Source organism: Hyphomicrobium sp. (genome assembly GCF_009026145.1).
GTDB lineage: Bacteria > Pseudomonadota > Alphaproteobacteria > Rhizobiales > Hyphomicrobiaceae > Hyphomicrobium_A.
On the sequence record NZ_WBUE01000025.1, the window covers coordinates 40,889 to 67,638 of the forward strand.

26 protein-coding genes are annotated in these 26,750 nt (G+C 63.7%); 11 read left to right on the top strand and 15 right to left on the bottom strand.

Going from position 1 to position 26,750, the window contains the following annotated elements; all coding sequences use genetic code 11:
- Positions 1-102: 102 nt before the first annotated feature.
- The 6 genes from F9K20_RS16685 to F9K20_RS16710 form a co-directional block, all read right to left on the bottom strand.
- Positions 103-702, bottom strand: a complete 600-nt coding sequence (locus tag F9K20_RS16685; protein ID WP_291004357.1) for a sigma-70 family RNA polymerase sigma factor — start codon at positions 700-702, stop codon at positions 103-105.
- Between the two features lie 365 nt (positions 703-1,067).
- A complete protein-coding gene (locus F9K20_RS16690; protein ID WP_291004360.1) occupies positions 1,068-1,355 on the bottom strand; it encodes a hypothetical protein in 288 nt (95 codons plus the stop codon).
- Positions 1,356-1,911: 556 nt separating this feature from the next.
- Entirely contained in the window at positions 1,912-4,200 is a 2,289-nt protein-coding gene (locus F9K20_RS16695; RefSeq protein WP_291004363.1) for a heavy metal translocating P-type ATPase, read from the bottom strand.
- 32 nt (positions 4,201-4,232) lie between these two features.
- Positions 4,233-4,961, bottom strand: coding sequence for a cytochrome b/b6 domain-containing protein (locus tag F9K20_RS16700; protein WP_291004366.1), 729 nt, complete (start codon positions 4,959-4,961; stop codon positions 4,233-4,235).
- A gap of 93 nt (positions 4,962-5,054) precedes the next feature.
- Positions 5,055-6,356, bottom strand: coding sequence for a HAMP domain-containing sensor histidine kinase (locus tag F9K20_RS16705; RefSeq protein ID WP_291004369.1), 1,302 nt, complete (start codon positions 6,354-6,356; stop codon positions 5,055-5,057).
- A gap of 71 nt (positions 6,357-6,427) precedes the next feature.
- Positions 6,428-7,081, bottom strand: a complete 654-nt coding sequence (locus tag F9K20_RS16710) for a response regulator transcription factor (protein ID WP_291004430.1) — start codon at positions 7,079-7,081, stop codon at positions 6,428-6,430.
- Between the two features lie 171 nt (positions 7,082-7,252).
- On the opposite strand from F9K20_RS16710, the gene F9K20_RS16715 reads away from it, so the two are divergent.
- Genes F9K20_RS16715 through F9K20_RS16730 form a run of 4 tightly spaced genes read left to right on the top strand, consistent with a single transcriptional unit; the run spans position 7,253 to position 11,942 of the window.
- Positions 7,253-8,314 (top strand): efflux RND transporter periplasmic adaptor subunit, encoded by a 1,062-nt coding sequence (locus F9K20_RS16715; protein WP_291004372.1) that lies wholly within the window; start codon positions 7,253-7,255, stop codon positions 8,312-8,314.
- Between the two features lie 3 nt (positions 8,315-8,317).
- The gene (locus F9K20_RS16720; RefSeq protein WP_291004375.1) at positions 8,318-11,437 is read left to right on the top strand and encodes a CusA/CzcA family heavy metal efflux RND transporter; all 3,120 of its coding nucleotides are present in this window, start codon (positions 8,318-8,320) and stop codon (positions 11,435-11,437) included.
- Complete coding sequence (locus tag F9K20_RS16725; RefSeq protein ID WP_291004378.1) at positions 11,413-11,766, top strand: DUF3240 family protein; 354 nt, start codon at positions 11,413-11,415, stop codon at positions 11,764-11,766. Before F9K20_RS16720 ends, F9K20_RS16725 begins: the two co-directional genes overlap by 25 nt.
- Positions 11,763-11,942 carry a hypothetical protein gene (locus F9K20_RS16730; RefSeq protein ID WP_291004381.1) on the top strand — a complete coding sequence of 60 codons (180 nt, stop codon included), beginning with the start codon at positions 11,763-11,765 and terminating at the stop codon, positions 11,940-11,942. The genes F9K20_RS16725 and F9K20_RS16730 overlap by 4 nt, the downstream gene beginning before the upstream one ends.
- Before the next feature lie 589 nt (positions 11,943-12,531).
- Here the strand turns inward: F9K20_RS16730 and F9K20_RS16735 are convergent.
- The 4 genes from F9K20_RS16735 to F9K20_RS16750 form a co-directional block, all read right to left on the bottom strand.
- On the bottom strand, positions 12,532-12,732 hold the full coding sequence (locus F9K20_RS16735; protein ID WP_291004384.1) for a hypothetical protein: 201 nt from the start codon (positions 12,730-12,732) through the stop codon (positions 12,532-12,534).
- Between the two features lie 280 nt (positions 12,733-13,012).
- The gene (locus F9K20_RS16740; RefSeq protein ID WP_291004387.1) at positions 13,013-13,174 is read right to left on the bottom strand and encodes a hypothetical protein; all 162 of its coding nucleotides are present in this window, start codon (positions 13,172-13,174) and stop codon (positions 13,013-13,015) included.
- A 491-nt stretch (positions 13,175-13,665) separates the two neighbouring features.
- A complete protein-coding gene (locus F9K20_RS16745; RefSeq protein WP_291004389.1) occupies positions 13,666-13,836 on the bottom strand; it encodes a hypothetical protein in 171 nt (56 codons plus the stop codon).
- A 74-nt stretch (positions 13,837-13,910) separates the two neighbouring features.
- Complete coding sequence (locus F9K20_RS16750) at positions 13,911-14,039, bottom strand: hypothetical protein (protein WP_291004392.1); 129 nt, start codon at positions 14,037-14,039, stop codon at positions 13,911-13,913.
- A gap of 232 nt (positions 14,040-14,271) precedes the next feature.
- Between F9K20_RS16750 and F9K20_RS16755 the strand changes: the two genes are divergently transcribed.
- On the top strand, positions 14,272-14,850 hold the full coding sequence (locus F9K20_RS16755) for a helix-turn-helix domain-containing protein (protein ID WP_291004395.1): 579 nt from the start codon (positions 14,272-14,274) through the stop codon (positions 14,848-14,850).
- A 395-nt stretch (positions 14,851-15,245) separates the two neighbouring features.
- Here the strand turns inward: F9K20_RS16755 and F9K20_RS16760 are convergent, their stop codons facing one another.
- The 4 genes from F9K20_RS16760 to F9K20_RS16775 all read right to left on the bottom strand — a co-directional run bounded on the left by F9K20_RS16760 (position 15,246) and on the right by F9K20_RS16775 (position 17,597).
- Positions 15,246-15,422 carry a hypothetical protein gene (locus F9K20_RS16760; RefSeq protein WP_291004397.1) on the bottom strand — a complete coding sequence of 59 codons (177 nt, stop codon included), beginning with the start codon at positions 15,420-15,422 and terminating at the stop codon, positions 15,246-15,248.
- 388 nt (positions 15,423-15,810) lie between these two features.
- On the bottom strand, positions 15,811-16,266 hold the full coding sequence (locus tag F9K20_RS16765; protein ID WP_291004399.1) for a nuclear transport factor 2 family protein: 456 nt from the start codon (positions 16,264-16,266) through the stop codon (positions 15,811-15,813).
- A gap of 66 nt (positions 16,267-16,332) precedes the next feature.
- Positions 16,333-16,989, bottom strand: coding sequence for a glutathione S-transferase family protein (locus tag F9K20_RS16770; RefSeq protein WP_291004402.1), 657 nt, complete (start codon positions 16,987-16,989; stop codon positions 16,333-16,335).
- Between the two features lie 50 nt (positions 16,990-17,039).
- On the bottom strand, positions 17,040-17,597 hold the full coding sequence (locus tag F9K20_RS16775) for a TetR/AcrR family transcriptional regulator (RefSeq protein WP_291004405.1): 558 nt from the start codon (positions 17,595-17,597) through the stop codon (positions 17,040-17,042).
- Between the two features lie 150 nt (positions 17,598-17,747).
- Between F9K20_RS16775 and F9K20_RS16780 the strand changes: the two genes are divergently transcribed.
- Genes F9K20_RS16780 through F9K20_RS16790 form a run of 3 tightly spaced genes read left to right on the top strand, consistent with a single transcriptional unit; the run spans position 17,748 to position 20,031 of the window.
- A complete protein-coding gene (locus F9K20_RS16780; RefSeq protein WP_291004409.1) occupies positions 17,748-18,602 on the top strand; it encodes an alpha/beta hydrolase in 855 nt (284 codons plus the stop codon).
- A 50-nt stretch (positions 18,603-18,652) separates the two neighbouring features.
- Positions 18,653-19,837, top strand: a complete 1,185-nt coding sequence (locus F9K20_RS16785; RefSeq protein WP_291004412.1) for a thiolase family protein — start codon at positions 18,653-18,655, stop codon at positions 19,835-19,837.
- A 41-nt stretch (positions 19,838-19,878) separates the two neighbouring features.
- Positions 19,879-20,031: a hypothetical protein gene (locus F9K20_RS16790; protein ID WP_291004415.1), complete on the top strand. Its 153-nt coding sequence runs from the start codon at positions 19,879-19,881 to the stop codon at positions 20,029-20,031.
- A gap of 155 nt (positions 20,032-20,186) precedes the next feature.
- Here the strand turns inward: F9K20_RS16790 and F9K20_RS16795 are convergent, their stop codons facing one another.
- Positions 20,187-20,846, bottom strand: coding sequence for a TetR/AcrR family transcriptional regulator (locus tag F9K20_RS16795; RefSeq protein WP_291004418.1), 660 nt, complete (start codon positions 20,844-20,846; stop codon positions 20,187-20,189).
- 180 nt (positions 20,847-21,026) lie between these two features.
- Between F9K20_RS16795 and F9K20_RS16800 the strand changes: the two genes are divergently transcribed.
- From F9K20_RS16800 to F9K20_RS21360, 3 genes are all read left to right on the top strand, one after another.
- A complete protein-coding gene (locus tag F9K20_RS16800) occupies positions 21,027-22,157 on the top strand; it encodes an efflux RND transporter periplasmic adaptor subunit (RefSeq protein WP_291004421.1) in 1,131 nt (376 codons plus the stop codon).
- Positions 22,154-25,315, top strand: a complete 3,162-nt coding sequence (locus F9K20_RS16805; protein WP_291004424.1) for an efflux RND transporter permease subunit — start codon at positions 22,154-22,156, stop codon at positions 25,313-25,315. Before F9K20_RS16800 ends, F9K20_RS16805 begins: the two co-directional genes overlap by 4 nt.
- Positions 25,316-26,073: 758 nt before the next feature.
- Positions 26,074-26,199, top strand: a complete 126-nt coding sequence (locus F9K20_RS21360; protein ID WP_367115779.1) for an integrase core domain-containing protein — start codon at positions 26,074-26,076, stop codon at positions 26,197-26,199.
- The last annotated feature ends 551 nt before the right edge of the window (positions 26,200-26,750 follow it).

A 26,750-nucleotide genomic window follows, 5' to 3' on the forward strand; every position in this document is an offset into this window, starting at 1 on the left:
GTCTTAAAATAAATGAGCGGGTTGTGCTAAAAGTCTAGAATTTAAAAAGAATATGTCGCCACGGGTTCGCTAACCGCTCGCCGCCCGCATCCCTTTCGAACGCTATTTCAACCGCTCGCGAAGAGCGATCAGCTCGCGACGAATCCAGGCCTTTACAGTCCCGATGGGCACGCCCAAGTACTCGGCGATTTCAACGTGCGTGCGGCCGTCTACAATGGCCAGGATCAAGCTTGCCCGCCGTCTCGGATCCAATTGCGCCAGACAGGATCGCAAGGCAGCGGATTCGGCCGGGCCCGAGCCGCCGTCTTGCTGCGCCTGTCGCTGATCGCGGGTTGAGTGCTGGCCGTCCTCGCCAACGGCAAACTCCCTCCCTGCGGCGCGAAGGCTCTTGAGCGCTGTATGACGGACGATCGTGTAGATCCAAGCTCGGGCCGAGCCTCGCGCGGGATCGAAGCTTCGCGCATCCCTCAGGATCTGAACGAAGGCGTCGTGCACGACGTCCTCGGCACGATCCCGGCTGCCGACGATGCGCTGCGCCGCCGCTAGCAACCGAGCGCCCTCGCTGGCATAGATTCTGGCGACCGCCGTCTGCCGTCCGGCGGCACATGCGAGCAGGGCAGCCTCATAGCTGAGAGGCGGGGTATGAAGCGAGACAGCGGCTTTGCGCTCCCGGGCCTGACCAGCGGCATTGCCAGTTGTCACGCCCGGCTCCCTAAGTCGTTTGGCAGAGGCGGAATCGCTCACGGCGCTAGCGCAGTCGGACCTCCCCGAAGGCCACCGAAGCCGGCTGCTCCTTCTCAACGGCCAGTCGCCAAGAGTGTTCCTCAATGAACTCCTAAGCGTCAGCAGGGGCGAGGATCAGGTGAGCAACGCGAATAGTTCACGCTGCTTTCTCCGCAGTTGGCATCCCGCTGCCAAATGGGGAAGAGAGGCTCGAACCGGGCGCCGCATCCATCCTGCCTCGATCTCGGCGTGGCCTTTCGTCGCGTCGAAGTGTAGGGAATGGCTTCAGACTTCGAGCAGGCTCCAACGGCGAGGCTGCCAGGCGCGATCCGACTTCAGATGGATCATGCGGGCGAATCGTCAGGGATGTCGATCGTGTCGATCGGCATCGCGTCGAGCCCGCTAGAGGACGAATCGAGGAGTTCGATGGCGTAGTCGACGGCCGTGGCGGCCGGCAGCGAGGCCAAGTAGCTGTGCAGGTCAGCCATGTCGTTGTCGCCATCGCGGGTCTCAGGGTAGGGGTTAGGCAGGCACGTCGGCTCAGGCTCGCCGCCGGGCTCTTCCGGCCTGGAGTAGACCTGGTCGGTGTCGTGCTTCGTGACGTCCTTGAACCCGCTAGCGCGGCGACCCATCAGACTGCTCCTTGTGGTGTCGGACCCCTGGAAAGCAGCTTGTCGGTTGGGATGAGGCCCATGTGGCGATCCTCACTCAGGGTTGTATTCAACGGTCATCGCGAACGCGCTAACGCGCTCTATGGACCCTCGTCCAATACTGTCCGGCAGGCACCGAAACGGATGCAGTAGCATGAAAAATCTCGATAGCTCCCTTGAGCCTACCGTGAGCAATCTCGGTCCCGGAATGGCAGCGAACTCCGGCCCAACCCCAATCCGCCGGAGCTCGACTGCCTAGATCCACCTTCCGCGGGGTGATTGACGTCCAATCTGCCGACGCCAACGGCGTTGATTGCGAGGCGCCGATGACCGCTAATAGGTATGGACCGGCTGCTTCCCCGGAACGGCGGGTTAGCCTGAAGGGCTCACCGCCTCGATCAGGAGAAGCAGCCTATGACGAGCGACCACGGGCGCAACGCCCACGCGTGCCGACAGGAAGCTCGACGTGGGGCATGAACGTGGTGGCCAACTGACGTCGGCTCAGGGCCGAAGCGGACCTCTTGGGCTGCGGTATCAATCACACGCCGGCCGCCGCTTCATAAATATCCTCCTCCTGCGCGTTGTGGATGCGTACGAGGGCTTCGATGGCGCCGATCACCCGCTGCGCATCGCGCACGAGGTACTTGTCTGCATCCTCGGCCCGCAAACCATGTGCGAGCCGCGATAGGAGCCTTGCCTGGTGCAGGATCTCGCGGTGCGCCCGGCTCATGGCGGACAAGCCGTGGCCATCAGCCAGTAGCTTCGAGAGGCGCGGATAGAGCGCGCTTTCATCCTCGCGCTCGTGCGCCACGACGGTATCCTCGATGATCGTGTGCGCGCTGAGAATGAGGTCGACCGCGCGCTGACCGCTCGCATCGTCGAGTGCATCCGATATGGACCGCAGCTTGTCCAGCTCCTGCTCGAGCAGGCGATGTTCCTCGCCGAGGGCACGTGCCATCTCGCCGGGCAGACCCTCACGGCGCGGGCGCCAGCCGGGCGCCAGCGCCCGCAGTGCGTTGAGGATCACGGCGACGTCGATGGCCTCCTGCGTCAGAGCCCCGGCCACCGGCGTCAGCCAGCCGAAGGCGGCAAAGCCCATAGCGAGGCCGGAAAGACCCATACCGGCGACGATGCTCTGGATGGCGATCCGCCGCGCCCGCCGAGCGATGGCGACGGCCTCGGACACGCGATCGAGCCTGTCGACGACGATGACAACGTCGGCCGCCTCCGAGGAGGCGCTGGCGCCACGGGCGCCGAGCGCCACACCCACGTCGGCGGCGGCGAGGGCGGGCGCGTCGTTGATGCCGTCGCCCACCATCAGGGTCGGATGCATGCGGCTTTCCATGCTCACCGCGTCGACTTTATCGGACGGCACCCGGTCGGAGAGTACCGCGTCGATATCCAGCGCCGCGGCAATCGTTTCCGCCGCGTCGGCATGATCACCCGTGACCATCACGATCCGGGCCACACCGGCCGAGCGGAGCGATTGCACCGCGCGCGGGGTATCCTTGCGCAGCTCGTCGGCAAGCAGCAACGCGCCAACGACGCGGTCATCCACCGACACGAATACGCTGAGCGCGGATCGCCAGGAGGCGCGGCGTAAGGCGCGCGCCACCCACTCGTCCAACGCGCGCGCACCAAAAATGAGCTGGTGCGAGCCGACGCGGACCCTGTGTCCATCGACCACGCCTTCGAGCCCAGAGCCCATCACCTCATGCACCTGCCGCGGCATTTGTAGAAAAAGCCCTCTGCCGGTGGCGGCCGCCACGATCGCGGCGGCGACGACGTGCTGCGATGCCTGCTCCAAGGATCCCGCCAACCGCAACACTTCGCCGGCGTCTGCGTTGGGCGCCGTCTCAACGGTGATCAGGCGTGCACCGCCGACGGTCAGGGTACCCGTCTTATCGAACAGCACGGTATGCGTCCGAGCCAGGGCATCGAGCGGCGCGCTGCCCTTGATGATGATGCCCCGGCGCGCGGCCTGCGAGACCCCGGCAATAAAGGCGACAGGGGCTGCCAGGATGAGCGGGCACGGTGTGGCGACCACCAGGACGGCGAGGCCGCGAATGGCATCTCCCGATAGCGCCCACGCGAGACCGGCGATGGCGACGGTCAGCGGCAGCAACAGCAACGCATAGCGATCCGCCAGTCTGATGAATGGCGCCTTCACAGTCTGCGCGGCGGTGACGAGCCGGACGATGCCGGCGTAGGTGCTCTCCTCGGCCGTAGCCGTCGCCGTGATCTCGAAAGTGTCGCCGGCATTCAGCGTGCCACTGCGGGCGCTCGCGCCGGTCTGGCGCGTGACGGGAATGGGCTCCCCGGTGAGCGCCGATTCATCGAGCACCGCCACCGGAGAAGCGATCAGTCCATCGACGGGAACGATCTCGCCGGCGCGGACGAGGATCGCGTCGCCGACCCTCACCTCGCGGATGTCGATGTCCGTGACCGTCTGGTCGCTGCGACGGTGCGCCCGTCGCGGTGCGCGATCAACGAGCGACTTCAGGTTGCGCTCGGCGCGCGCAACCGCGTAGTCCTCGAGCACCGTGCCGCCCGTGTACATGATGGCGACGACGATGGCGGCCAGGGACTGATCGAGGATGAGAGCGCCACCCATGGCCAGAAGGGCGATGGGATCGACACCCATGCGTCCGGCTGCCAGATCGCGCACGATGGAGACGGCAAGGGCGATGACGACAGGAACCGTGGCCGCCGTCCATATCCACGCGGCCGTGGCGCGGTAGCCGACAAGATCAGCAAAGCCACCCAAGGCCAGGCCGAGCAAGGCGACAAGGATGAGGGCGCGCCTGGCGAAGCGTTCGTTGATCATGCGCGCTGCTCGAAGGTGCGCCGCACAGCAAGCTAAGGGGCATCCGGCGGACGGCGCGAGAGAATCTTGCGGCCGGTGAACATGGCCGACGTGATGCTGCCGCCTTCGTGGACCTCCGTGGCGACGACCGCGATCACGTGCAGAACGATGAGAACCACCAGCGCGTAGAAGATGAGTTCATGCACCTCCACGAAGGGGCGGCGGAAAGCGCGCATGGCATCGTAGGAGGCCTTGTCGATCAGGTCGGTCGCTCCGGGGACCACCAGGGAAGGATCAACGCCTGGGGCCGCTACCCACGCTGCGAACCAATGGCCGAAGGGTGGCCAATAGAGATCCGTGCCGGCGATGACGAGGCCGGTGGCGACCTGAACGATGAGGAGCAGGAAGAGTAGAGCGACGCCGATGCGCGCCAGCGGATTATGGCCCACGTACTGCTGCGGCTCCCCAGAGAGGAACGAAGCTGCATACGCCCGAAGCACCGTGAGATAGCCCGGCCCGCCTGGGAGGATGCCGCGCCAGCGGGCATAGCGATTACCCAGAAAGGCCCAAACAAGCCGCCACACCAAATTGATGGCCATGACGTAGCCAAGGCTGACATGAATGCTCTTGAGAGCCACCTTTCCGGGAGCCGAAAGGCCAAGGGCGTCGCCAAAGAGAATGACGAGCGCCGTCCCGATCAGGCCCAGCACGGCGAGCGCATTGATCCAGTGGAACCAGCGCGTCGGCAGATCCCAGGCAACGTATTCTTTGTATTCAGACATCCTAGATCTCCTCGGACGGGACCTTAGGTCTTGCGGGCAACCTGGCCTTGAGGGAAGTCAACGCTAGCGTTGACGGGCGCCCCCAGTTGGCCCTCAGCGGCCCGAACCCTGCACAAACTCGGGCAGTTCAAGTTGTACTCTCAGGCCGCCAAGAGCGGAGCGGCCAAGCCGGATACTTCCTCCGTAGAGCTGCACGAGATCGCGCACGATAGGCAGTCCGAGACCGGAGCCGCCGCTTCGATCGCCCCACTGCGCGCCGACGTTGAAGACGACCTCCCACGCCTCGGGGGGCAGGCCAGGACCGTCGTCCTCCACCACAACGGTGACAAAGTCGGGAAGGCTACTGTCTTCCGTACGCATCCTCACGCGCGTCTTGGCATGCTTGCAGGCGTTATCGACAAGGTTGGCCAGCATTTCGTTCAGGTCCTGCACTTCGCAAGCCACCGTCACGCCGGCAGGAACATCGTTCTCGATGCGCAGCCCGCCCTCCACATACAGACGTTGGAGCGCCCGCATGACAGAACTGGCTGTCTCGGTAAGCGATGCTGCGGTGCCGGGCTTGGCACGCGAAGCGGCCGCGCGTGCACGCGCGATCTGATAGTCGATCTGGCTCTGCATGCGCCGGCATTGGTCGCGGATAATGGCTGCTGACTGGTCTTCGCCCCTCAGCGCGAGCTGATGTGCTTCATCGACCAGGATGGCGAGCGGCGTCTTGAGGCCGTGCGCGATGTTGCCGGCTTGCGCCCGAGCCTTGAGGATCTGCTCGCCCGAGGCGGCGAGAAGATTGTTAAGGTCGTCGATGAGCGGCTGCACCTCCTCCGGGAACTTGCCGCTCAGGTTGGGTGCGGCACTACTGCGGACCTTCGCCAGCGCGGTGCGCAGGTGGGCGAATGGGGCCATGGCATAGAGCAGAAAGACAACGGCCGCGCCGATCATCGACAGCGCAAACCCGCCCAGCGACCACAACAGCACCTTGTTGAATTCCTCGAGCTCGTGGTCGAGAATCCGCTTGTCGGTGCCGATGATGATGCGCAGCGGGTCTTTTCCGGCATCGAGCCAGCGCAGCCGCTCGGCGATCAGCAATTCGCCAGTTGGGCCTGCGATGCTGTGCGTATGGACCTGCGCGTCGGTGCCACCGTCGGCTGGCACCTTGAGGATCGGGCCCTCGAGGGACGTCGAGCGCGCGAGCACTTTGCCATCCTTCTGGATCTCCCAGTAGAAGCCCGACAGCGGCGCGACATAGCGCGGGTCGCTGAGCGGGCGCTGCAGTTTGAACTGCCCGTTGGCGTCGAATTCCATCAAACCCTGCAGCTCATCGAGGTGGACATGGAGCTCGTCGTAGAACTGCTCGACGAGGAATTCTCTGAACACCGCCGACAGGAGGACGCCGGCCACGGCAACGCCGACCGCAACCCAGATGGCGGCGACGATGATCAGGCGGGCTCGGAGAGAGCGCATTCGGTGCCTCAGTCCATGCGATAGCCGAGACCGCGCACCGTCGTTATGACGTTGCGGCCCAGCTTGCGTCGCAGGCGGCTGATGTAGACTTCGATGGTATTGGACTCCGCGCTCGCCTCCAGAGCGTAGAGATGCTCCATCAGCTCGCTCTGCGAGATGACGCGCCCGGGACGATGCATGAAATAGGTGAGCATGCGCAGCTCCGAAGCAGTGAGCTCCACCTCCTTTCCGCCCACGGTCGCCTTGCCGGCAACGGTGTCGAGGTTGATGTCCTTGTGAGTGAGGACGGGGCTTGCAGCGCCGGATTTCCTGCGCATGAGGGCGCGCAGACGCGCCACGACCTCGGGGATATGGAACGGCTTGGTGATGTAATCGTCGGCGCCCGCGTTCAGCCCCTCCACCTTTTCCGTCCACGTGCCATGGGCGGTGAGGATGAGGACCGGCATGTCGCGCTTGTCGGCGCGCCACTTGCGCAGAACCGTCAGGCCCTGCATCTGCGGCAGACCGAGGTCGAGGATCGCCGCATCGAATTGGTCGTGCGCTCCCATCGCGTAACCGTCCTCGCCGTTCTTGGCGCGGTCTACGACGAAGCCCGCCGGCCGCAGCCCAGTGGCGAGCCGGCCTGCGATGTCGTCGTCGTCCTCGACCAAAAGAATGCGAATGGCGAACCTCCCGAGGTCCATCCCCAATGGGGCTTATGCGTAGCACCTGAAACCGACCTGAAAAGCCGCAAGCCCTTGGAAGCCGACCTCAGGACATGGCGCCGCACCGGCTTTTCAGGTTGGTTTCAGGTGGGCGTGTGACAGCCGTAGCCCAAGGGGAGGTTACGGCCTATGCGTTTAATCAAGTATCTCGTGCCGCCGCTCGCGTTCATTGTCGGGTTGGCGGCGCTGCAGCCGGTTCAGGGCGCTGAAATCGCTGTCTCCCAGGCGCAGATTGACCGTCTTGAGATCAAACTCGAGGAGGTGCGCCCGGCCACCGAGGAAGCGATCGCGCTCCTCCCCGCGACCATCATCCCACCGATGAACAGCCGCATCGCCGTGCCGGCGCCCTTTGCAGGCACCGTCGTGTCGGTCGAGGTGCTGCCGGGGCAGACCGTCTCGCGGGGCCAGACGCTGATGACCATTTCCAGCCGCGAGCTGGTCGAGACCCTGTCCCGCCTGCGCCAGGCGGAAGCCAATCTTGCGTCCGCTACGGCCGTGGCCGAGCGCTATCGCGGCCTCGCCGAGAAAAATATCGCCTCTCCGACGCGCGCCGCTGAGGCCGAAGCACAGCGGGCGGGTCTCGAGGCTTCCGTCGAGGAGCATCGCCGTCTCCTCGCCCTCGGCGGCATCAGGACCAACCCCGATGGCAGCTACGCACTGGTTGCTCAGCAGACCGGCCGCGTGGTTGAGGCGAATGTCGCTCCCGGTGCGAGCATCGAGGCCATGGCCCCCGCCATTGTCCTCGATACGACCGATGAGCTGTGGGTTGAGGCGCAACTACCGGCTTCGCTGATCGGCAAAGTGCGCCCGGGGGACAGCATCCGCGTGGACAATGGCGCGAAGGGCAAAATCCTCTCAGTTGGCCACACGCTCGACCCCAAGACGCGGTCGGCGACGCTCACCGGCAGCATCCCAGCTTCGGCGGACCTCGTGCCCGGGCAAATGGTGACGCTCAGCATCCACCGCGAAGCCGCCGTGAGCGGCATCGACGTACCCGCACAAGCGGTCGTTTGGCTGGGTGGTGTGCCCAACGTCTTTCTTCGCACCGCAAGCGGATTTGCCGTGCTGCCCGTAACCCTCAAGGGCAAGACGCTCCACGCCGCCACGATCGAGGGCGGACTCGCCGCCGGCCAAAAGGTCGCCGTATCGGGCCTGGCGCAGCTCGAGAACATGATCAGCGCAGGGGAGTAGGCGATGCTGCGCAAGATCGTCGAGTTCGCACTCACGCAACGGGCATTCGTTCTGCTCTGCTCGGCGTTGATCGCCGCGGCGGGCGCCTATGCCTTTCTGCGCATCCCCATCGACGCCTTCCCCGACATCTCATCGATCCAGGTGAAGATCATCATGAAGGCGCCGGGCATGACGCCGGAGGAGGTGGAGACGCGCGTCATCGCCCCCATCGAGCTGGAGCTGCTGGGCATCCCGCGCCAGACGATCCTGCGCTCCTCAGCGAAGTACGCCATCGCCGACATCACCATCGACTTCGAGGACGGCACCGACATTTACTGGGCGCGCCAGCAGGTCGCCGAACGGCTGGCCGGGGTCAGCGACGCGCTGCCTGCGAGCGTATCCGGCGGACTAGCGCCGATCTCCACCCCACTTTCTGACGTCTTCATGTTTACCATCGAGGGCGGCAGCCTCTCGCTGGAGGAGCGGCGCAGTTTGCTCGATTGGACCATCCGCCCGGCGCTGCGCACGATACCCGGTGTGGCCGACGTCAACGCGCTCGGCGGCCTGGTGCGCACATTCGAGGTCGTCCCCGACAGTGCCGCGCTCGCGGCTGCCGGGCTGAGCATCGGTGATATCAAGGAAGCGATTGCGGCGACCAATCGCAACGACGGCGCCGGGCGCCTCGCCGACGGCGAGAAGGCGCTCGTCGTGCGCTCCGAAGGCGCCATCCGTACGCCCGGGGACTTGCAGCAGATCGTACTCAAAACGGAAAGCGGCAAAGTCCTTCGCCTGCAGGACGTCGCCGCCGTCGGCATCGGCAGCCTGACCCGCTACGGCGCCGTTACCAAGGATGGAGGCGGGGAGGCGGTAGAGGGCCTCGTTCTCTCGCTGCGCGGTGCCGACGCGAGCGCGATCGTCAAGGACGTGCGTGCGCGGCTCGAGACACTGCGACCCAGTCTGCCCGATGGCGTGACGCTGCACGCTTTCTACGACCGTTCCGACCTGATCCAGCGTGCCGTGGGAACGGTGACCAAGGCGCTGCTGGAGGCGACGGTGCTGGTGGTCGTCCTCTTGCTCGCCTTTCTCGGCAACCTGCGCGCCTCGCTCGTCGTGGCTGTCACCCTGCCGCTGGCAGCGCTCATCACCTTCCTGATGATGAAGCTCGTCGGCATGTCGGCGAACCTGATGAGCCTCGGCGGTCTCGCCATCGCCATCGGCCTCATCGTCGATGCCGCCGTGGTGGTCGTCGAGAACACAGTCGAGCGGCTCAACCACCATGCCGGGGATCGGCGCATCCCGCTCCTGCACCAGGTCTACCAGGCGGCGGCGGAGGTCGCCATGCCGGTCGCCGCCGGCATATTGATCATCTGCTTGGTGTTCCTGCCGCTGCTGTCGCTGCAGGGACTCGAGGGCAAGCTGTTCGCCCCCGTCGCCATCACCATTGTCTTTGCGCTGTCGGGCTCGCTACTGCTGTCGCTGACGCTGATCCCTGCTCTGTCATCACTCGTCCTACGCGGTAGCGCCCACAAGAACCCTGTCCTGATGCGCGTCCTCGAGGCCGGCTACCGGCCACTGCTGCGCTTTTGCCTGGCACATCCGTTTCCGGTTTATGCCACCGCCACTGCGGGCGTAGCCGCGATGATTTTTGCCTATCTCGCCATCGGCAAGACGTTCATGCCGACCATGGACGAGGGGTCGGTCATCATGCAGACGACCAAGCTCCCCTCCATCAACCTCGAAACCAGCGTCGCTACCGACACGCGCATCCAGCGGACGCTGTTGGAGAAGGTGCCGGAGGTCGAGCACATCATCGCGCGCGTCGGCTCCGATGAGCTGGGGCTCGACCCGATGAGCCCCAACGACACGGATGCCTTCCTGGTCCTTAAGCCCAAGGATGAGTGGCGCGTGCCCGACAAGGATTGGCTGTTGCAGCAGCTGCGCGCAGCGATGGCGGAGCTGCCCGGCGTCGAATTCGCCTTCACGCAGCCGATCGAGATGCGCACCTCGGAAATGCTCACTGGCGCGCGCGGCGACCTAGCGGTGAAGATCTTCGGGCCGGATCTCAAGCAACTCGCCGAACTGGCCGGCCGCATCCAAGCGGCGATCGCCGGCGTCAGTGGGGCCTCGGAGGTGTTCACCGCCTCCAACGATACGGTCGACTACCTGCAGATCGACATGGATCGGCTGACCGCGGGCCGCACCGGGCTCACCGTCACGCGCATTGAGGACGAGCTGCGTGCTCTCTTGGAGGGGGCGCCGGCCGGCAACGTTGCCGAAGCCCAGAAGCGGACCAACATCGTGATCCGCGGCCCGGAGACGCTGCGCAAGGCACCCGAGCTGTTCATGCAGAGCCAGCTGGCGACCGGCGACGGCGGCCTCGTCCGCATCGGCGACGTCGCCCGACTGCGGCGCACGGCGGGTCTCGTGAAAGTGGACCGCGAGAATGCTTCGCGCTTCGCCATCGTGCAGGCCTACGTATCCGGCCGCGACCTCGTTGGCTTCGTTGAGGATGCGCAGAAGGCAGTGGCTACCGCGGTCGAGCTGCCGCACGGCTACCGCCTCGTCTGGGGTGGCGAGTTCGAGAACCAGCGGCGTGCGGCCGCGCGGCTCGCCATCGTCGTTCCCATCGCCCTCGGCCTGATATTCGTCGTGCTATTCGCCACCCTGCGCTCCGCGCGCCAGGCCGTGCTGATCCTCGCCAACGTTCCGTTTGCGCTCGTCGGCGGCATCCTCGCGCTCTACCTGTCGGGCGAATACCTGTCGGTTCCGGCCTCGGTCGGATTCATCGCGCTGCTCGGCATCGCGGTCCTCAACGGCTTGGTGCTCGTCAGCTATTTCAACCAGCTGCTGGCCGGCGGCATGCCGCTCAATCAGGTGGTCTTCGATGGCTCGCTGCGACGCCTGCGTCCCGTGCTCATGACGGCGAGCATCGCGGCCTTCGGTCTCGTCCCGCTGCTGTTCGCCAGCGGACCGGGCTCCGAGATCCAGAAGCCGCTCGCCATAGTGGTGATCGGCGGCCTCGTCAGCTCGACGGTGCTCACCTTAGTCCTGCTGCCCATCTTATTCCGCCGCTTCGGCATCACCGAGACGTCTACGCGAAACGAAACACGGAGTCTGTCATGGACCAATCCGCTTGCAAGCTGACGCTCGTCTATCCGCCGGAGGCGGAGACGCACATGGTCGAACTGCTGCTCAACAGCGAGCCGCCGCTACCCGGGTTCACCACCTGGCAGGCCGATGGTCACGGTCTCGAGTTCGGCAAAGCAAGCGTCCGAGAGCGCGTGCGTGGCCGCGTCGCGCGGGGTGTTCTCGTCCTCATCCTGCCGCGCGCGCGGGTCGGCAAGCTGCTTGAGGAGATCCGCATCAGGGCAGCGGTACCGGGTCTCGCCTTTTGGATCGAGCCCGTCGAGGCCTTCGGCCGACTTGCGCACGTTGAAGCCACCGATGTGGAGGTCGGCCAAGCAGCAGCATGACAGCCAATCTGATGCTCATCCTGACGTTTGCCCCCTCGTTCCTCCTGATCGCGGGCGCCTGCACCGTAGCCGCCTGGGCTCTGCGGCTGCCAGACGCGCAATCGTCGCTCGTCGCGAGGCTCACAGGGGAAACGGACGGGAGCGGCTCGGAAGGCCAGCCAGTTGACCGAATCTGACCGGAAAGGAGAAGGATATGCGCCGTCTTGGCCTCGCCCTGATCGCTGCCGTGATCGCGACATCAGCGGTACATGCTGCCACCGCGCCAATGGCCACATCGCCGGCGCCTAACAGATTTTCGTCAAACTGGCTTCAGCTCGCCGATGCGCGCAGCTATCACCATTGCCATAATGGGCGCCCGCACATCCGGTGCCATAAACGCGAGTGGCTGCCGGGACTGCGGCTGTCCGGTACAAGTGCGTCCGCGGCGGCGACAAGCCAAGGATCGCGCAGAAAGACGCGCAGGGCATCGCGCAAGCACTGTCGGATGTACAATGATTTATGAGCGCACTCTGAGACCGCGGACCCCATTTGTGAGAACATTGGTACTGACAGGCGTATTCACCTGCGTCTTCCCAGTGTTTGGCACTGCTGCCGACGCACCCGCTTTCCAAGCGCGCTGCGCAAGTTGTCACCCGCGGGCAAGCACATTGGCGCGCCGTCTCGACGGCGACGGTGCCGAGGCCCGCTCAGCGGCACTCGCCAAGTTTCTCCAGTCGCACCACTGTGACGATGCGCAAGCGCGTGCTGCCATCGTCGATTATCTCATCAGTTTATCGCTGCAATGACATGCTGCCGAAGAATGAAGGCAATCATTGCGACCAGCAGAGCGAGAAACACGCGCAGCGCCTGTCGCTGCCGCGCGCGGTCAAGTCGCCCCTTGCCTGCGCCGTAGTCGAAACGCTCATAGTGAATGGACGACGGCGCTAAGCCGGAATCCAACAGCGCGTCGGCCGCGATCTCCATCATACCTGGGGGACCACATATCAGCGCGGCAGCGTTGCGCGCCTCGGCAGCACGGACAAGCTCTCGGACGACAGCAGGGCGCAGCGGACCAGCCTCGCAATCCGGACGCCTCGGTGCCTCGTCGACAAGAAAGATAGTGGACAAATCGAGCTGCGCTGATACCGGTGCGCAGTCTGGGACTTCCCAGCATGCCTAGAAGGCGATGCCAAGCGGCGAGGGGATCGGCCAGCAAGGTGTTCGTCAGATAGAGCAGCGGGTGCAGGACCGCAAACGCGAGAAGCACTTAGGCGGCGATGCGGTGGAACCCCATCGTGCGGTCGATGCCGATGCGGCCCGAGATGGTCTCGAAGCGCCCAGAGCTCAGAAACTGCAGGTACAGCAGCGCTTGACAATCCGCGGCTGAAAGGTGCTGCAGCAGGGTCGCGCAGCGACTGAACCGCGCCATTGGCAGCATGGGCGGGTAAGTAGCGGTCCTAAGCAACTACAGCTTCGGGTCACCACCCGCTGCCTTCAGCCACCCTCGATCGGGGCGGTTGGATTGATCTCGAGAGCGGACCTCGCCTGATTTCGCCCGGCCGCCTGGATACGCGCCCTGGCAATCTCCATTGGTCCACTGAGAGCAACGTCATCGCAGTCTGCACATCGGGACGTAACCAGCGAGCAGCGCAGATCTTGGCGCCCCGTAGGGGAGTGCAATATTCGGGCGGCGCCAATGACTTACTGAAAAGTGGGACAGCAGATCTCCTCGCCGCTTACCGCTGCGTTTTGCGTAGGAGTGTCCCACCGCCTCCGCATGTACGCAGGATGACTCGCGCGCCTGAATTAAGGTCTCAGGTAAGCGAACGGGTCAGCTTCGGTTGGAGTAGCGGTCTTCGTCGCTCACCATCTCATCCGTCAGCTTAGGGCCCACTTGCGGACGGGTGGCAGGCCCTATGCCTATTCAACCGCCGTGTGTTGTAACGTCAAGGACACCTGCGCCTTCTTGCTGACGAGTTCGATCGCAGTGCGGACGCCCGGCAGCGGTGTTGAGCGATCCTTGGCATAGACCAGCGTGATCAGGACGGCGACGCCGAGGCTCACGGTAACGATCGAACTCAACCTTCTCATGGGACAAGCCTCAAAAAAGTGAAGCGGCCGCAGGTGGAGGACGCCCACGGCCGCTGCTTGTTGAGGGAGGCGAATTAGCGGCCGCCGTAGCTGTTGCCGCCGAAAGCGCCATGCACCGAGAGGGTATTGTCCACGACGGGACCTGCCCCGGCGGTGGCAGCCGCGGAAACGGCGAGCAGGGTGGCGAGGATGATCGTCTTCATGGTCTTCTCCTGTTGTTCGATGCTAGTACTTGGATGAGCTATATCATCCATTTCTTTAGATGACACTCATAATCCAACTAGTCAACCGCGATCTCGGGCGATCACCTAAACGTGATCACGCCAGAGCCCGCAGCCTGCGGCATTCGCTTAGTGGCTTGATTTTCTCGCTTAAGATGATATATGTACGCTAACGCAGCCGAGGAAGTACCGAGAGGTTGGGCAGCAAATGCGCATGTCAAAAGAGACGATGGCCCGCCATCATGATGAGATTGTAACGGCCGCGTCACGCCTGTTGAGGGAGCGAGGGATCGAAGGCACGAGCGTCGCCGATCTCATGCAGGCGGCCGGCCTCACGCACGGCGGCTTCTATCGTCATTTCGATTCCAAGGATGCCTTGGTGGCCGAGGCCGCGCAGTCCATCTACGAGAATCTCGTGCAGGGTCTCGCGACGAAGGCGGAGAAGTTGGGCGAAGCGGACGCCGTCGCGGACTATGTGGAGAAGTATCTTACCCGCCACCACGTTTCTCATCCGGGCGCGGGCTGTGTAATGGCCGCCCTCGGTGTGGAAGCGGCGCGCCAGGGCGCAGACGTGCAACGCGTGTTTGCCAACGGGACGCAAAGGACGATCGACAAGCTCGCGGCTGGACTTTCCGGCACGCCGGCGGAGCGACGGGTCAAGGCCATCCGCACACTTGCGACACTGGTCGGCGCGGTCGTGATTGCGCGCGCGGTCGGGGAGGGCGCATTAAGTGAGGAGGTACTGGCCTCTAACCGTGAGGCGCTCGCCCTCGCAGGGCCACGCAAGCGTTAGTAGGCACCCTTGCGCACCGCGACCATGAGCGACTTGAAACAGTCGCGATCAACTATTGAGCCCCGCCCACGCTGGCAGCCATTATCGCCATTGTAACCGCCGTAACCGCCGTAACCGCCGCGACGAGGTCGGCAATTCCAAATTGGCACCGGATGTAGGCTGCTCGGCCAGCTCCGGCTGCCTTTTGGGCTGTCCGGGGACCGGAGCCGGCCCCGGACATCGCTCGCGCTCGGGCTAAAGCGCCGGGCGCCTGAACTCATCGCCGAACGCTTCCTCATCGAGGTGCCGAGGGGTCTGGCCCTGTTTGCCGAATAAGTCCTCAGCTAGGTTATAGTGCGCGTGCGCCGCTCCACTGAGAACAGCCAAAGCCAGAATCACCACCATCACTTGTCCCATCAGTCGCTGTCCTGATAGGTGCCGCTGTCGCTCTGCCAGGTGCCGTTCACCGGCCCTGTCGTATGAATGAAGGCTCCTGCACACATCGCCCTGTCCAACTCGGTTCCGACCGAAGCATTGAACGCTCCGGCAGCAAGTGCGAGGGCGGCGATGGCCGCGATCATGAGCGTCTGCATGGTTTCTCCTTGTGTGACTGATGCGGGATGCGAATGGTGCCCAGGGACGACTGAGCCCATCCTCAGCCTTTGGATGATGATGGTCATCCACCCAGCTAGATGACGTTTATAATCCAGTGCGTCAACCACTCGGCCTCGACAATCACCGGAAGGTGATGGGGACACGCTATGCGAAATTCGGACAGCTGATAAACTTTGCCCTCGGCAGAAGGATTATGTCGATCATCCCACGGGAAAGAGGGCAACGCGGCGCAGGCCTCATGGGCCACACGCCAAGCTGTTTTACGAATTCCAGCTGAGGATCGCATCGCAAACCTCCTGGGGATCGACGCGATCGAAACGACAGGTCGCCCTGTATCAAGAACCGGAGCAGCACGCGCCGCTGCTGCTAGCTTACAATCGGTTCGGCGGCAGCCTCTTTGATGCCAGCTGCCGCTTGGGCTTCAAGCCCACGGGCCGCTGCTTGTGAATCTTGAAATTCTTCGAGTGCATGGACCCTACCCCACCGCAGGGTGAACACGTGGAGACCACGGTTGACGTAGGCGTCGCCGTTGAGCAGCGTTGCGGTGCCGTCCCACTGGGCAAACACCGTGGTATCCCACGGCCAGCCCTTCACCCAGATGTTGTCGACCTTGATACGGAGATTGGGCTGGACGCGGCCGAGGCGCTCAAACCAGCGGCGCACGGCTGCTTTGTCGTGGCGCTCACCACCAAGCGCGTGGTCGCCGGAAACGCGGTGATGGATATGCGGCGCGACTGCTTTCAGCGCCTCATCCCAGCGATGGTTGTTGACGTGGTCGAAGGTCTCTCGGATTTTCTTCTTCACGATGTGGCTGTACAGCATTTGACCTCTCCTGCGGATGACTCCGCTCTGCTGGGTTGCGCGGCCGACGTCGCTCTCAGCTCCTGTTCACTTTCCGCGACCAGACTCTGCAATTGCGCGGGAATAGGCGGGGCGGGCCTTTAGGTCCGCGACCCACGCCCGGATCGTCTCACGCCCCTCAAGCAGACCGATCTCCTGAGCCCACGCCATCATCGAGCCGTTCATGATGTCGGCCGCCGTCATTTGATCGCCGAGCAGAAATGGTCGGCCCGCGAGGTGGCGCTCCATGTACGAAGCGACATCATCGAACGGCGTGAGAGCCGGTCCCATGTCGATGGGCGCTATGCGTCGAGCCCTGGCTTTCCCCGCCCGCACCTGCTCGAATATGGCGGGCTCCAGTGTTCCGGTGGAGAGGGCCATCCAGGCGCAGTAGTCTGCCCTGCGTTTTCTGTCCTCCGGGACCGGTGCCAGATCAGCCTCCCAAAAGCGATCTGCAAGGTAGAGACAGATCCCCAGGGACTCGAAGATGATAGTATTATCGATTTCGAGGGCCGGTACTTTGCCGAGCGGATGGACTGCCAGATAGTCTTTGCGCTTGTGTGCACCTCGGCGCAGGTCGACGATGCTCAGTTGGTAGGAAACGCCGATCTCCTCTAGGATCCATCGCGCTCTGGCCGCACGTGTCCCCGGGAAAAAATGCAGCCGAATGGGTGCCGATTCAGCTTCAAGGCTCGAGAGTGCCATTGCTCGTAGTCTCACCCCTGTCGTATGCGCGCTGACCTGTGACCACCCTCTCACCGCGCGGAAGCGATCAGAGATTTTCGGCTGGCTTGCAGAATTTTGTCCGCCAGCTCGGTATCATCGACCGCCCTTGCCAGCATCAACGCGCCGACCATCGTTGCGACGGTGGCGAGCGCCCCCTCAGTTCGGCGACGCTTCGATCCCGCTCTAATCAGTGCGCTGACGCGACCCACCATGCTGCGCACTCCGTCCGTAAAGTCCCTTCTGACAGCCTCAGAGGATCGCGGCATCTCACCGCCCAGGGCGGCGATGGCACAGCCTTGTCCCGGCGCGTCACGATGTCCCGCCGAAAGATAATGGGAGACATAGCTCGTGAGATCTTGAGCGTGTCCGATGCTCTCCACATTGCTCGCCAGAGCGTGGCGCAATGCTTCGGCAGCGAGTCGGTCCTTCGAGCCGAACTGGCTGTACACACTTCCATGCGTGAGCCCGGCTGCCTCCGTCAGCGCGTCCACGCCAACGCCCGAGATACCGCGTTCGCGCATTAGCGCCGCCGCAGCACGCAGAATCCGTTCTCGGTTCTCTGCCGCCTGTTCCTTCGATACGCGCATTTGTGATCCGCTGCGATTGTGACTGCACTTGACTTTTATAATGGCGGTCGTCATGAAAGGCAATAGTTACGCTCGCCATCAAATGAACGTTCCAACCCCACTGCCCTTACTGGCGCCTCGTCAGGCACCGCGAAGCCAAGGAAATGCTCGATGCACCCAATCTCTGATGAGGGGCCTAGCCTTCTCAAAATCTCGGACAAGCTGAGTCTGCGGTACGAGAAATCCGGAAGCGGGCCCCCTCTTGTGCTGCTGCACACGATCCGGACCCAACTCGAGCACTTCCGGGATCTGGCACCCCTTCTCGCGAGGTCGTTCACCGTCTACGCCGTTGATCTTCCCGGCCACGGACACTCGCCCATCGACCGGTCGGCTACCTACGATGAGCCGTACATGCGCCAGGGCGTCGTAGGCTTCCTGGAAGCCTTGAATCTGCGCGATGTGACCATCGTAGGTGAATCCATAGGTGCCGTGCTTGCGCTGACGGCGGCGGCCGAGGTCCCCGATCGCATTCGTGCGGTTTATGCACTTAATACCTACGATTACGAGACGCGTTATGGCGACGGCATCCGCCGCGGCAACTGGTTTGCGAATATAATCGTCGGTAGCCTGCAGATTCCGATTTTTGGCGCAATCGGCGCTGCTCTCGCGGACCGCCGGATTCTCGGCAAGATAATGGGTGGTGGTTACGCCGACCGGCGCAAGTTGCCCGCGGATCTTCTTGACGAATTCCACAAGACGGGTGGCCGCCCCCACTACCATTATGTCGAGTATGTCGAGCGCAAAGTCCTGTCCGGATGGCGTTCCTGGTCGAAGGCGCGCGAACGCTATGCTGCCGTCAAAGCGCCTGTCACCCTCATCTACGGAGACAAGGACTGGTCGCGCGTCCCTGAACGGGAGCGTACCAAAGCGCTTCTGAAAAATGCCCGCATGGTGACACTCCCCAACACCGGGCACTTCTCCGCCGTCGAGAACCCGAAAGGCGCGGCAAACGTCATCTTGGCATAAGCGGCAGCCGGCAAAGGAACGGCAATCGTCATCGCAGCGAGAGAGTGAGAATGTCGAAGAAGGAAATCATACTTGCTGAGCCCGTTCGCACAGCGATAGGCACATTCAACGGCACCCTTAAGGGTATTGCCGCCACCGAGCTTGGGGCCGTTGCCATCGCCGAAGTTGTCCGGCGCGCCAAGATTGCTCCCGAAAGCATCGACTCAGCGACAATGGGGAACGTCATCCAAGCGGGCAACCGCATGAACCCCGCAAGGCAGGCCGCAATCGGCGGTGGTCTCCCGGTTTCGACCCCGGCGCTCACTGTCAACCGCGTCTGCGGGTCGGGCGCTCAGGCGATCGTGACCGCCGCGCAGGAAATCGTGTCCGGAAACGTGCAGCTCGCAATTGCCGGCGGCATGGAGAACATGGATCGGGCACCATATCTGCTCGATGGAGGCCGGTGGGGCTATCGGATGGGCCCCGCAGAAATCCACGACAGCATGTTGCGCGATGGTTTGAACGATGCGTTTTCGGGAGAGCATTCCGGTTGGCACACCGAAGACCTGGTGACAAAGGCGCAGCTCACGCGCGAGCGTCAGGACCGCTGGGCCGAGCGCTCTCAGAAGCGGTTCGCTGCCCTGCAATCTCAAGGGGCGTTCGATGCTGAAATCGTCCCGGCAAAGGTCAAGGGCAAGAAGGGCGAGGAATCCTTCGCAAAGGACGAAGCAAATCGACCCGATACTACGTACGACGCACTGGCGAAGCTCCGTCCGGCCTTCCGCAAGGACGGCACGATCACGGCAGGCAACGCACCGGGCCTCAATTCTGGCGCATCCGCCATGATCGTCTCCGATCGCTCGCACGCGGAAAAACTCGGGATTGCGCCGTGGGCGCGGCTTGTCTCCTACGGCATCGCGGCGGTTGAGCCGGGACTGTTCGGGCTCGGGCCCGTACCGGCGATTAGGATTGCTCTTGAACGAGCAAGTTGGAAGATCAGCGATATAGACCGCATCGAAATTAACGAGGCTTTCGCCGCTGTGCCGCTCGCCGTCTCCCAGGAGCTTCAGCTCCCCGAAGACATCGTCAATCCCGAGGGCGGCGCCATCGCCCATGGTCATCCGATTGGCGCCACCGGTGCTGTTCTGACCACGCGTCTCGTGCACGCGATGCGGAGAAATCAGCTCCGAAAAGGCATCGTCACGCTTTGCATAGGCGGTGGACAGGGCATCGCCTTGGCTCTTGAGTCACTGTGATTGCCACCCTCCCAAAGATGCCAGTCGGAACGAGGAGCACCATGAAGGAAGCTTGGCAACGAATTTGGCAATGGCTGTGCTCGGCGGCCTACGCCATGGACTACGATCCCGTGGAGGAGCTGCAAAACCGCGTGACGTCCCTGGAGGCCGAGGTCGCAGAGATTAAGGGCGCCCGTCTCCAAGATGGTCGTTAAACGAGGTCTTCAGGAATTTCATGAACGCAAGGCATCGCCGACAAAGCGCCAAGACGGCGCCTCAAATCGTTCACTTGGGGTCAGAAGGGGAGGCGGCGCTCGGTCCAACAATGAGATTGGCGCGCAGTCACCCCTAGCTACAAGGTCGGACCGTCTCAACGCTTCTTGACGCGCGCTGAGGTGTGCTTCTGGCGAACCGCACCCAGCAACATCGGAGTGACGTCCGCAATCATCTTGCGAACATCGAGACCGCGCGCGACGCGCGCATAGTCGCCATCGAGCTCGAGCGACGAGGCTCCATGCACGAATGTCCAAAGCCGGATCGCGACCGCCTCGGCGTCGGCGGTGTGTCCATGCTTGCGGCTGTAGGCCGCCACCTCGTCGATCACGTGCTTCAGACACTGCCTACCGGTCTCGTCGACCTGCTTGACCTTCCTGATCTCGGACTTGTGGCCGAACATGAGGCGGAAGATCGCCGGGTGCGCTACGGCAAAGTCAAGGTAGGAGATGCCCATGGCGGTGATGCCGGCAATGGTACCCGGACCGCCTTCCGCCACGGCCTTGGTGTTGGTGGCCGTGAGCTCCGCGAAGCCGCGCAACACGATCTCCTCCAGGATCTCCTGCTTGTCGCGGAAGTGCTTATAGGGCGCCGCGGTCGTGACCCCGGCACGGCGACAGGCGTCGGCCAATGTGAAGCCGTCCGGCCCATGCTCGATCAGCAGCTCGCGCGTGGCGGCGATCAGCGCCTCGCGCAGGTCGCCGTGGTGGAACCGCTTCTTTGGGCGCACCGCGGTGCGTTCTTTTGTCAGGGCCATGCCTTCCTTCCTTGTGCCTGCTATTCAACAAGTTAGCGCATCTCACTTAAGTTAGCATTATTAACTTTTTGTTCTTCGCGGCCGATTTCCTCTTGCCAAGTTAGCTCTACTCACTTAAGTTAGGAAAGCTAACTTTCAAGAGCACCGACTCCTCGGCCATGCCCAACAATGGGGTCTGATATGAACGCGACGGCAACATTGACTTCCCGCATTGCGCAACCCTGGCGGCGCGCGCGCCCGGTTCTCGCAGTCGGCGCCCTCGTGGCTTTGGCCGCCCCCCTCGCGGGCTGCAAGAGCGAAAGCGCACCTTACGTGGCGGCCCCGCAGCCGGTCCGCGCTGCCGCCGTGAAGCTTTCGGCCGCAACCAGCGCGCGCTCGTACACCGGCACCATCAAGCCGCGTTACGAAAGCGATCTCGGCTTCCGGGTCGCCGGCAAGATCGTCGAGCGTCTCGTCAACATCGGCGATAGGGTCACGCCCGGCATGACGCTCGCTCGTCTCGATGCAAGCGACTACCGGCTGTCGCTCGAATCGGCAGAAGCCGAGCTCAACGCCGCGCGGAGCACCCTTAAGCAGGCGCAAGCCGACGAGAAGCGTTACGCGACGCTCAACGAGAAGAAATGGGTCAGCGACGCCAGCTACGAGCAGAAGAAGGCGACGGCGGATGAAGCCCGCGGGCGCGTCGAGCGCGCGACGCGCGCCCTTGCACTGGCGACGAACCAGCTCGCCTATACGGATCTCGTGGCCACGGAAGCCGGCGTGATCACAGCACTTCCGGTTGAGGTTGGGCAGGTCGTTAGCGCCGGACAACTGATCGCGCGCGTGGCACGTCTCGACGAGCTCGAGGCGGTCGTGTCGATCCCGGAAGGCCGCATCGACGGCGACCGCAACGCAGCTGCCACCGTGACGCTGTGGGCAGATGCCGATCGCGCCTATGAAGCGAAGCTGCGCGAAATCTCGCCGCAGGCCGATCCGGCGACGCGCACTTATCAGGCCCGCTATTCGCTCACGAAGCCGGATGCCGCCATTGCGCTCGGCAAAACGGCGACGGTGCATCTGGCGTCGCAGGGCACCGGCGTGCGCGCCAAGCTGCCCCTCGCGGCCGTCTTCAAGGATCAAGGCCAGCCGTCGGTATGGCTCATCGATGAAGCGCACGGCCGCCTGATCAAGCAGAGCGTCGAGGTCAGCGCCTGGACCGAGACGTCAGCGATCGTCTCAGGCGGGCTGGCGGCAGGCCAGAAGATCGTCGCCGCCGGCGTTCACAAGCTCGATGCTGGGATACCGGTACGCATCGTTGAGGTGGCGCAATGACCGGCCCCGAAGAACACGAACAGCCCGTCTCGCGCGGCAACCTCTCGGCGTGGGCGGTCGCCCATCCCGCGCTCGTCTTGTTCCTCATCATCGTGTTCTCGGTGGCGGGGCTCATGAGCTACCTCAATCTCGGCCGCGCCGAGGACCCCTCGTTCGCCATCAAGACCATGGTCATCACCGCGGCGTGGCCCGGTGCCACCGCCGAGGAAATGCAGGACCAGGTCGCCGACAAGCTCGAGAAAAGGCTGCAGGAGCTCGAGCTCTTCGACTTCGTCCGGACCTATACGCGGCCGGGCGTCAGCGTCATCCAGGTACAGCTCAAGGACACGGCGCGGCAGAATGAAGTCGATGACGCCTGGTACCAGGTGCGCAAAAAGCTCAACGACAGCCGCCCGACGCTGCCGCAGGGCGTGCAGGGACCGTTCTTCAACGATGAGTACGGCGACGTCTATTCCGCCATCTACATGCTGTCGGGCGCCGACGTTTCGCTCGCCAAGCTCAAGGACTATGCGGAGATCGTGCGCCAGCGTCTGCTGCGTACGGAGGGTGTCGCCAAGGTCGATATCGTCGGCGTGCGCGACCAGCGCATCTTCATCGAGTTCAGCCACCGCAAGCTGGCGACTCTCGGCATCACGCCGCAGGCCATCTTCGACAGCGTGGCGCGCCAGAATGCCGTGACGCCGGCCGGCACCATCGAAACCAGCGCCGACCGCATCGACGTACGCGTCACGGGTGCCTTCAAGGGTGAGGCGGCCATTGCGGAAGTCCCCATCGAAGCCGGCGGCGCCGTGGTCCGGCTCGGCGACATCGCCACCATCAAGCGCGGCTACGAGGACCCACCGGAGAGCATCGTGCGCCATAACGGCAGCGAAGCCGTCGGCGTCGTCGTCGCCATGACCAAGGGTGCCAACGTTCTGGAGCTGGGTGAAAGGCTCAAGGATGCGATTGCGGATGCAAAAACGCAGATTCCGACCGGCGTCGAGATCGACCAGATCACGGACCAGCCGCGCGTCGTGGAGGAATCGGTGGGCGAGTTCCTACGCTCGTTCGTCGAGGCGCTCGCTATCGTGCTCGTCGTCAGCTTCGTCTCGCTTGGGTGGCGTTCGGGGCTCGTCGTCGCGACATCCGTTCCGCTCGTGCTCGCGGTCGTCTTCGTCGTCATGAATGTGGCGGGGCTCAACCTCGACCGTATCACGCTCGGCTCCCTCATCATCGCCCTCGGCCTGCTCGTCGACGATGCGATCATCGCCGTGGAGATGATGGTGGTGAAAATGGAGCAGGGCTGGAGCCGCCTCCGTGCGGCGGCCTTTGCCTGGGATTCGACCGCGTTCCCAATGCTGACCGGCACGCTCGTGACCGCCGTGGGCTTCCTACCGGTGGGCATCGCGCGTTCGACGGCGGGGGAATATGCCGGCAACATCTTCTGGATCGTCGGGCTCGCCCTTGTCGTCTCGTGGATCGTGGCGGTGTTTTTCACGCCCTATATCGGCGTCAAGCTGCTACCCAACTTCACGAACCACGGCGCCGGACATGACGCCCACGACATCTACGATACGCGCCTTTATCGGTCCCTGCGCCGCGCCGTCGGCTGGGCGGTGCGCTTCCGCTGGGTGGTCATCGCCTTGACGCTGGCGGCCTTCGGCGCCGCCATCGCCGCCTTCACGCAGGTGCAGCAGCAGTTCTTCCCGACCTCGTCGCGGCCGGAGCTGTTCATCGAGATCCGCATGCCGGAAGGAACCTCCATCGGCGTCACCGAAGCCACCGCCAAAAAGGCCGAAGCCCTCATCAAGGGCGATGCCGACCTCGAGTACTACACGACCTATATCGGCGAAGGCTCGCCTCGCTTCTTCCTGGCCTTGAACCCCGTGCTGCCCAACGAGAGCTTCGCGCTCATCGTCATGATGACCAAGGACGCGGAGGCGCGCGAGCGGCTGAAGGAGCGGCTCGAAGGGCTTGCCGCGCAGAACGTGATCCCCGAGGCGCGCCTGCGCATCGACCGGCTGAACTTCGGGCCACCCGTCGGTTTCCCGGTGCAGTTCCGCGTGCTCGGTCCGGACGGCGACAGCGTGCGCGCCTTGGCCGTCAAGGTGCGCACCGCCATGCGCGCCAACCCCAACACGCGCGACGTGCAGTTCGACTGGAACGAGCAGAAGAAGTCGGTCCGGCTCGAGGTCGATCAGGACCGCGCGCGGTCGCTGGGGCTGACTCCGCAGGACATCGCGCAGACGCTCGGGACGCTGCTCTCCGGCTATACGGTGACAGAATACAAGGAAGGCATCGAGCTCGTACCGGTGGTGGCGCGTGCGGTCCCCGAGGAGCGTCTCGGGCTCGGCGCCTTCGAGGATCTCACCATCCCGACGCGCTCGGGCGCGGCCGTTCCGATTTCGCAAGTGGCGCGGGTTCACTACGAGTTCGAGGACCCCATCCTGTGGCGACGCAATCGGGATGTGGCGCTAACCGTGCGCTCCGACATCGCGCCCGGCGTGCAGGCGCCGGATGTGACGGCCGCAATCCGGCCTGCGATCGACGCGATCGCCGCCACGCTGCCACCCGGCATGCGCATCGAGGTCGGTGGCGCGGTGGAGGAGAGCGCCAAGGCGAATGCGGCGCTGTTCAAGATCTTCCCGCTCATGTTCCTCGCCATGCTCACCACCCTCATGCTGCAGCTGCAGCGCTTCTCGACCCTGTTCCTGGTGTTCTCGACAGCGCCGCTGGGCCTCGTCGGCGCGAGCTTTTCGCTGCTCGCCTTCGATGCTCCGTTTGGCTTCAACGCGCTCCTCGGCCTCATCGCGCTCGCCGGCATGATCATGCGCAACACGGTCATACTCGTCGATCAGATCGATGCCGACGTGGCTTCGGGTCTCTCCCGCTGGGAGGCGATCATCGAGTCGACCGTGCGCCGCTCGCGGCCCCTGGTGCTCACGGCGCTGGCCGCCATCCTCGCCATGATCCCGCTGTCGCGCTCGGTGTTCTGGGGCCCGATGGCGATCACGATGATGGGCGGTCTGCTGGTCGCGACGGTCCTGACGCTGCTGTTCCTGCCGGCGCTCTATGCGGCCTGGTTCCGGGTCCGCCGGCCGAAGGCGGAAGCGACAATCCCGTTGCCGCAAGCGCAGGAACCATTGGAATCAAGTCTGCTCGTCGCATCACCGGCTTGAGCGAATGTCATCGAACCATGACGGATGGCGCACCCAGCCGGCGCCCTTCCCGCGAATCTCGCGCGATATCCAGACGATCGTGGCGCTCCGAAGTGAGGCGGACTCGCGAACAAACCCTCATCGGTATCTCGGTTCTGGGTCTGGCTGTCATCGGCCAATAGAAGTCGCCTTCGCCTGCCTTTCAGCTGCGCCCCGTCCTTGCAGAAGAACCGGGCCACCACACGTTGACCACGATCGCTGGAATGTTGCCGAGAGTAAGTATGTCCGAGTTGTGTCAGCAGCAGCCTTCAGCAAGCACGACCCAGGGAGCTGCTTTGAACTCCAAAGCGGACCATCGGGAAGCTTCGCGAACCCTGAGTTCCGCAGGCAGTCCAAGCCGCGCGTTCTGGGTAGCGAGGATCGACATGCCTGAAACCGCGGGTGCGAGTCCAGTCAGTGTCCCACTTGCTATAAGTTATTGATATAGCGCGCTTTCTAGCGCTTGATGGCGCCCCGTAGGGAGGTGGAGGAAGTCAGGCTAATCAATGGCTTGCCGTGTGGTGGGGGAGAGAAGTCATTGCGTAGCGTATCGTGGCTTTCGGCTAGCATCTTTCCCACCAGCGAACGCCGAGAGTCCGCGGGTGGGACTCGAACCGCACGCCCGAAACGGGGTCCCACGCTATCGACGTAAGAACAGGGGTGCGCGGGAAGAATTCGCAGTACTCGTCTTCGTTAGCACCAGCCGCGTCAGAGGGAGCGCGCAGATCGCGAGCTGAGCCATTGGCTTTTTTTGTCCGCGCAAGGGAACGGGGGTCGACAGGCACTATAACCAGCGCGGTAAGCCGCAACAGAACGCGCTCGTAGAGAGCTTCGACGGCCGGCGGCGCGACGGGTGCCTTCTGTAATGGGGACTTGGCAGTCCAGCAAAGCGGCCGCGTGGCTCTTCTGTCCGCGGACGCCATTGCTGGCGCGCCGCATCGAAGGAGTGACAATGGGCGTGTATTCCTCTGATCTCAAGCGGGGCAACACCCGTCGTTATCAAGGCTTGGAATGCTGTCACCCAGACGTGGCCTGTTGAGCGCGGTCGCCCGGCTATTCGCCAGGACCGGGCGACAGTGTGCGGAGGGCTCTCTCGTTGCAGCGACGTGGTGGGCCCACCGAGAAACTACGCATCAAACAACAAGCCCGTTGCAGAAACTCTCAACTTGAGAAATAATGCTGCACCCGTCGTTTTTCACGGATGCTCAGTTTTCGCTTCATAAGGGTTTACCCATGGCGTTAGTGTCTAACGTACTAGCACCATTGCAGGTGTTCGCATTCGTATTGGTTTGAACCGCCCCGGATTCTCCGGAGGCTGTTTCGTTTGAGTCAGGCGGCGATGCTCAGGTCCTCCAGGCTGGCATAGTAGGTGGCTTCCGCTTCTGCCGGTGGCACGTTGCCGATCGACGACAGCAGG

Excerpts from the sequence above, each read along its gene's own strand:
- F9K20_RS16785 (WP_291004412.1), top strand. The coding sequence starts at position 18,653 with ATGTCGAAGAAGGAAATCATACTTGCTGAGCCCGTTCGCACAGCGATA.
- F9K20_RS16775 (WP_291004405.1), bottom strand. The coding sequence starts at position 17,597 with ATGCGCGTATCGAAGGAACAGGCGGCAGAGAACCGAGAACGGATTCTG.
- F9K20_RS16800 (WP_291004421.1), top strand. The coding sequence starts at position 21,027 with ATGAACGCGACGGCAACATTGACTTCCCGCATTGCGCAACCCTGGCGG.
- F9K20_RS16780 (WP_291004409.1), top strand. The coding sequence starts at position 17,748 with ATGCACCCAATCTCTGATGAGGGGCCTAGCCTTCTCAAAATCTCGGAC.
- F9K20_RS16760 (WP_291004397.1), bottom strand. The coding sequence starts at position 15,422 with ATGCAGACGCTCATGATCGCGGCCATCGCCGCCCTCGCACTTGCTGCC.
- F9K20_RS16735 (WP_291004384.1), bottom strand. The coding sequence starts at position 12,732 with ATGATGGAGATCGCGGCCGACGCGCTGTTGGATTCCGGCTTAGCGCCG.
- F9K20_RS16690 (WP_291004360.1), bottom strand. The coding sequence starts at position 1,355 with ATGGGTCGCCGCGCTAGCGGGTTCAAGGACGTCACGAAGCACGACACC.
- F9K20_RS16720 (WP_291004375.1), top strand. The coding sequence starts at position 8,318 with ATGCTGCGCAAGATCGTCGAGTTCGCACTCACGCAACGGGCATTCGTT.
- F9K20_RS16730 (WP_291004381.1), top strand. The coding sequence starts at position 11,763 with ATGACAGCCAATCTGATGCTCATCCTGACGTTTGCCCCCTCGTTCCTC.
- F9K20_RS16725 (WP_291004378.1), top strand. The coding sequence starts at position 11,413 with ATGGACCAATCCGCTTGCAAGCTGACGCTCGTCTATCCGCCGGAGGCG.
- F9K20_RS16765 (WP_291004399.1), bottom strand. The coding sequence starts at position 16,266 with ATGCTGTACAGCCACATCGTGAAGAAGAAAATCCGAGAGACCTTCGAC.
- F9K20_RS16700 (WP_291004366.1), bottom strand. The coding sequence starts at position 4,961 with ATGTCTGAATACAAAGAATACGTTGCCTGGGATCTGCCGACGCGCTGG.
- F9K20_RS16805 (WP_291004424.1), top strand. The coding sequence starts at position 22,154 with ATGACCGGCCCCGAAGAACACGAACAGCCCGTCTCGCGCGGCAACCTC.
- F9K20_RS16715 (WP_291004372.1), top strand. The coding sequence starts at position 7,253 with ATGCGTTTAATCAAGTATCTCGTGCCGCCGCTCGCGTTCATTGTCGGG.
- F9K20_RS16695 (WP_291004363.1), bottom strand. The coding sequence starts at position 4,200 with ATGATCAACGAACGCTTCGCCAGGCGCGCCCTCATCCTTGTCGCCTTG.
- F9K20_RS16740 (WP_291004387.1), bottom strand. The coding sequence starts at position 13,174 with ATGGCGCGGTTCAGTCGCTGCGCGACCCTGCTGCAGCACCTTTCAGCC.
- F9K20_RS16795 (WP_291004418.1), bottom strand. The coding sequence starts at position 20,846 with ATGGCCCTGACAAAAGAACGCACCGCGGTGCGCCCAAAGAAGCGGTTC.
- F9K20_RS16790 (WP_291004415.1), top strand. The coding sequence starts at position 19,879 with ATGAAGGAAGCTTGGCAACGAATTTGGCAATGGCTGTGCTCGGCGGCC.
- F9K20_RS16745 (WP_291004389.1), bottom strand. The coding sequence starts at position 13,836 with ATGAGAAGGTTGAGTTCGATCGTTACCGTGAGCCTCGGCGTCGCCGTC.
- F9K20_RS16750 (WP_291004392.1), bottom strand. The coding sequence starts at position 14,039 with ATGAAGACGATCATCCTCGCCACCCTGCTCGCCGTTTCCGCGGCTGCC.
- F9K20_RS16770 (WP_291004402.1), bottom strand. The coding sequence starts at position 16,989 with ATGGCACTCTCGAGCCTTGAAGCTGAATCGGCACCCATTCGGCTGCAT.
- F9K20_RS16755 (WP_291004395.1), top strand. The coding sequence starts at position 14,272 with ATGTCAAAAGAGACGATGGCCCGCCATCATGATGAGATTGTAACGGCC.